At 57.0% G+C, this 4,338-nt stretch carries 1 protein-coding gene; it reads right to left on the reverse strand.

Annotated elements, in window-relative coordinates; translation table 11 throughout:
• Window positions 1–340: 340 nt before the first annotated feature.
• Window positions 341–4,324: a glycosyltransferase gene (locus tag DI606_RS19580; protein WP_293985629.1), complete on the reverse strand. Its 3,984-nt coding sequence runs from the start codon at window positions 4,322–4,324 to the stop codon at window positions 341–343.
• Between the last annotated feature and the right edge of the window lie 14 nt (window positions 4,325–4,338).

Below are 4,338 nucleotides of genomic sequence, written 5' to 3' on the forward strand. Positions count from 1 at the left end.
AGCACATCCGGTTTTGCCCCCAAACCCACGCCTAGCAAAATCAAATACTTACCAGCTCGCGTTCCCTGCGTGTTCCGCCGGCACTGTTCAACTTGGGCCAGACACATTGTGTCAGGTGGCCTATGCCCGTTGGATATCTGATGCCGGGAAAATATATCTCGTTTACGAAGATTGGGGACAGGATCGTCGGTTCGTGAACCGGCGGCTGTTGCAGCTCAAAACGGGTGGAGGGCCGCGGATCAGGAAGCAGGATTGATGGGCGGAATCGCGCGGAGGCTGCGCCGGGTGGAGGGTGATCGATTACCGATCACTATCCACCCGCCTTATTGTCTCGCTTTTCCTATGCGTCCACCTTAACCTTCTTCGAGCTGGCGGTTGTCTGGTCGACATCTCCGCAGGGTTCCAGCGTAATACCTTCCACCGACATGTCCGTCCCCTGGTCGACCCAGAAGCGGATTTCGAGATCCTTGATCGGACCATCGAAGGTGATGACCTGATCGATGCTCCATGCACCCTTCACCCTCTGGGGCGATCCGCGCCAGTAGATGTTGGATCCGCCATGCGACGTGACATCGATCATCTCGGTGCCGACCAGCTTCGCCGCGTCGCCCGAAGCGGTCATGCGATAGGACTGGCCCGCCATGGGCAGATAGGGACCATAGAGCAGGAAACCGGCCTGGCCGTTCGTGCGCATCTTCTTACGATCGGGCACGCCGACCGCCGACAACATGCGGCTGTCGCTGCCCCACAGGCGCAAGACGCCATCGGGTAACCAGTTTTTATACGGCTTTTCCTGACCCATGACGATCTTCAGCAACGCCTGCGCGCTTTCTGCCCAGGTCAGCCAGGAAATGGTGGGCGGGTTCGCGGCTTTGTTCCTGCCATTGATCGCCTGCTCCACGACAGTGGCGATCGCCTGCGGATCGCGACTGTCCTCGAAATAGGTGGCTGCCTCGCCCGCTACCTCGCGAAACACCGGGATGTCGCGGGCGATGACCGGAAGCCCGTGCCGCGCTGCCTCGATCAGGGGAAGACCAAAGCCTTCCCCCTCACTTGCGGCGATAAGAGAGCTGCAGGCGGCATAGACCCGATCAAGATACTCGTCGCTGATGGCTTCCAGCCAGAATAATTTCCTGTTCAGTTCGGGATGATTGCGCAACTGGTCGGCCAGATCATCCATCATCCAGCCAAGCTTGCCGACAAGCACGAGATTTGCCGGAACATTCTTTGCCCAGAGCTTTTCAAAGGCAGCCAGCACTTGCCGAGCGCCCTTGCGCGGCTCGATGGTCCCGACCGTCAGGAAGGAGGGACTGGAGCGGAGCGTGGAAAGAACAGCCTCAGCGTCGCTGGGAAGGCCGGTGGTAGGGATGCTATTTTCGGTATCGGCGCCCAGATGGAACCAGTTGATCGCCAGCGGAAGCTCCCGCTTCGCCCCATAATGCACCAGCCAGTCATGACAGGTGTCGGCAACAGAGCGCGAGATACAGATGACACTATCGAACTGAGTCACGGCGTTGAGCCATGCGCTGAAATTCTGACGATCATCGGTTGTGAACAGGTCGCCTAAGACCACAGGAAGAAGATCATACACGACGAAATGGACTTTTACGCCATAACGACGCCAAGCCTGAAGCAACCCATGCTGCTGGGTGGTTGATGTAGGACTAAGGTCAAGCCCAACGAAAACGTCGCCGGGCGCAGGTTCGACCATTTCATCTTCGCACCAAGCATCCCAAATATTCATATATCTGCATGTAAAGCGCCGGGCATAACGGAAACCCTGCCTGCTCGCGTCTGCATAGACAGGTTCAACGCTCCAGCCCACGGGAGGGTTGGAGAGCCAGTGCGAGAGTATCGATCGCACAACCCGCTGAATACCGGAGCGCGCATCATGTTGAACCAACACAGTAATATCTACCAAAAGACGCTTAGGTCTTGGATTAACCGGTAGACTGCGTGCGATGGATCGACCGGCAGCCGCCCATTCCGGTGAGCTTAGATTAATTCCGCTCTTTACCAGAGCATGTTCCAAACCGGATTCCCGAGTGATCGCCTTGGCATAATAGTGCTCGATCGCTAATGCATATTCATTGCCGCAACGACGGGGCTGGTGACGCAGACGAATATGATTCCTTGCCGCCTCGCTCAGGTCGTTACGACGGTCGTCATCTTCCCATAGGACAGTAAGCGCCTCGACCAAGTCCTCATCTGCAAACGCATCATTCATCAACCAGACGCTATCCGGCGGAAGCTCGCCCATCGAACCATTTGCATTGACGATTGTCGCAAGGCCCGCGTTCATACAATCGAGCACGGCGGCTGACGTTTCCCCCCGCGATAAGGTTCTAAGCTGCACGCCCACATCCGCAGCGGCCAGCCACTGACGGAAGGTAGCCATGTCGGCCCACCCTGTAATCTTGATCCGATCAGAAAAAGCCTTCCCGATCTTGTGTTGCATTCCCGCACCATAGTCGCCGCCGTCATTCTGGCCAACAAACACCAAATGGCATCGCGGATCTTTTGCGAGCGGGCTAGCGAGCCAAGCTGCAACAAGGCGATCATTCATCTTGCTCTTGGCGAGCATGCCAAAACTGCAAACAACGAAATCGTCGGGACGAAGATTAAGCGCCGCGCGCGCAGCGCCCCTATCAAGTCCAAGTAGAGGTTGCCTAAGAAGCGGTATTAACTTCCAATCATCGGCCGCATCATCACCATACCATTGACAAGCGAGATTTCTAGAATAATCTGAATGAACGATAATTCCCAAAGATTCTTGGATTACTTGCAAATTGCAAGGATAAGCCCAGACGACGTCTTCGATATCCTTTGCCTTAAACCTCTGTGTAGCCGCCAGCCAACCATGCGCATGCAACAGATCACGAGCAAATCCCTGAGGATTATCTTGAACCGCCTCACGATAGTATGAAATGCCCGACAGATAAAAATCATGCAGCACGACCACGCCGGGATAGGCGCGCAGCAGGTCGAACATGTGCATGTGGAATTCGGAATTGCCGAAATGATAGAGTATCCGGTCGAACTCGGATGCATGCTCGCGAAACCATTCGACGCTGCGGACCGGATAATTGGCCGTTATGCTCACGTCGCTGATATGGCTTTGCGTCACAACCACATCGATCTGATAGTGCCGGGCCAGTTCCGGCAACAGTTCCGCGCTGTAATCGGCGATGCCGCTCGCTTCGGGTGGCAGGGGAGACAGGAAAGCAAGGCGCGGTTTCCTGACCGGCGGCGCAAGAGGCAGCGCGCGTTTCTGCTGCTGCCGGGCGTGGCTTTCCTCCATCGCCGCCCAGGCACGACGGGACGTCTGGTTCCAGTCGAACTTCTTCGCCTGAATCAGGCTATGCCGTTCCAGCTTTGTCCGTTCCTTGTCGTTCGTCAGCAGGTCGGCGATCTTGTCGCTCAACGCATCGAGATCGAACGGGTCGAACAGCGCGCTTTCCAGCCCCACGACTTCGGGCAGGCTGGAACGGTCGCTGGCGATCACCGCCCTTCCGCACTTCATGGCTTCGAGGACGGGCAACCCAAAGCCTTCGTGCCAGGACGGGAACACGAACAATTTGCAAGACCGATAGCAGGCGATCAGATCGTCTTCCGGGATGAAGCCGGTCATGATCAACTCGCCTTCGGCCAATCCCAGGCCGGCGGCAAAAGCGAGCAGGCGAAGTCGCTCGGGTTCCTGCACCGCGCAGACGATGGCCAGCTGGTGCTGGCGGCGTACGGCTTTGGCAATCCGCGAATAGGCTTCGATCAGCCCTTCGATATTCTTCCGGAAATCGATGCCGCCTGTATACATGACGAAAGGGCGTTCGATCCCATAGGCATGGGCCAGATGGGATCTGGTCTTGGCGTCGATCGTGGCGGGGGTAAAATGCTCCTCAGCAGCCGTCGAGATATTGACCGTATTGCGCGGATCGATGCCCAGATAGTCGATCGACTCCTGGCGCGAAGATTCCGAAATGGCGAGCAGCAGGTCCGCTTCGCGGAGATAGCTCAGCTTGTTTTCATACCAAGATGCAAGCGTCGCATCGCGCAGATAGATGTCGCGGTGGATGAGGGGGATGAGGTCGTAGAGGATGATCGCCGTTGGGACGGTCGAGCTCAATCGACCGACGCTGGTCACAACATTCTCGCCCCAGCCTTCGAAGACAGAACTGATCAACACATAGTCTGGATCGAGCCTCGCCAGTGCGCTTTCCCGGATGAGTTCGGCGGCCTTGCGGCGTTCCGCATTGTTGGTGTCGGCACCGAAATTGGGGGCGGGCGCGTCCCATACGATGATATTTTCGGGGGGCAGATAATCCATCAGAGCGGCGCGCA

This window comes from Sphingobium sp., assembly GCF_003248505.1.
Classification (GTDB): Bacteria; Pseudomonadota; Alphaproteobacteria; order Sphingomonadales; family Sphingomonadaceae; genus Sphingobium.

What these genes read in the sequence shown, in the direction of transcription:
- DI606_RS19580 (WP_293985629.1), bottom strand. Translation starts at nt 4,324, where the DNA reads ATGGATTATCTGCCCCCCGAAAATATCATCGTATGGGACGCGCCCGCC.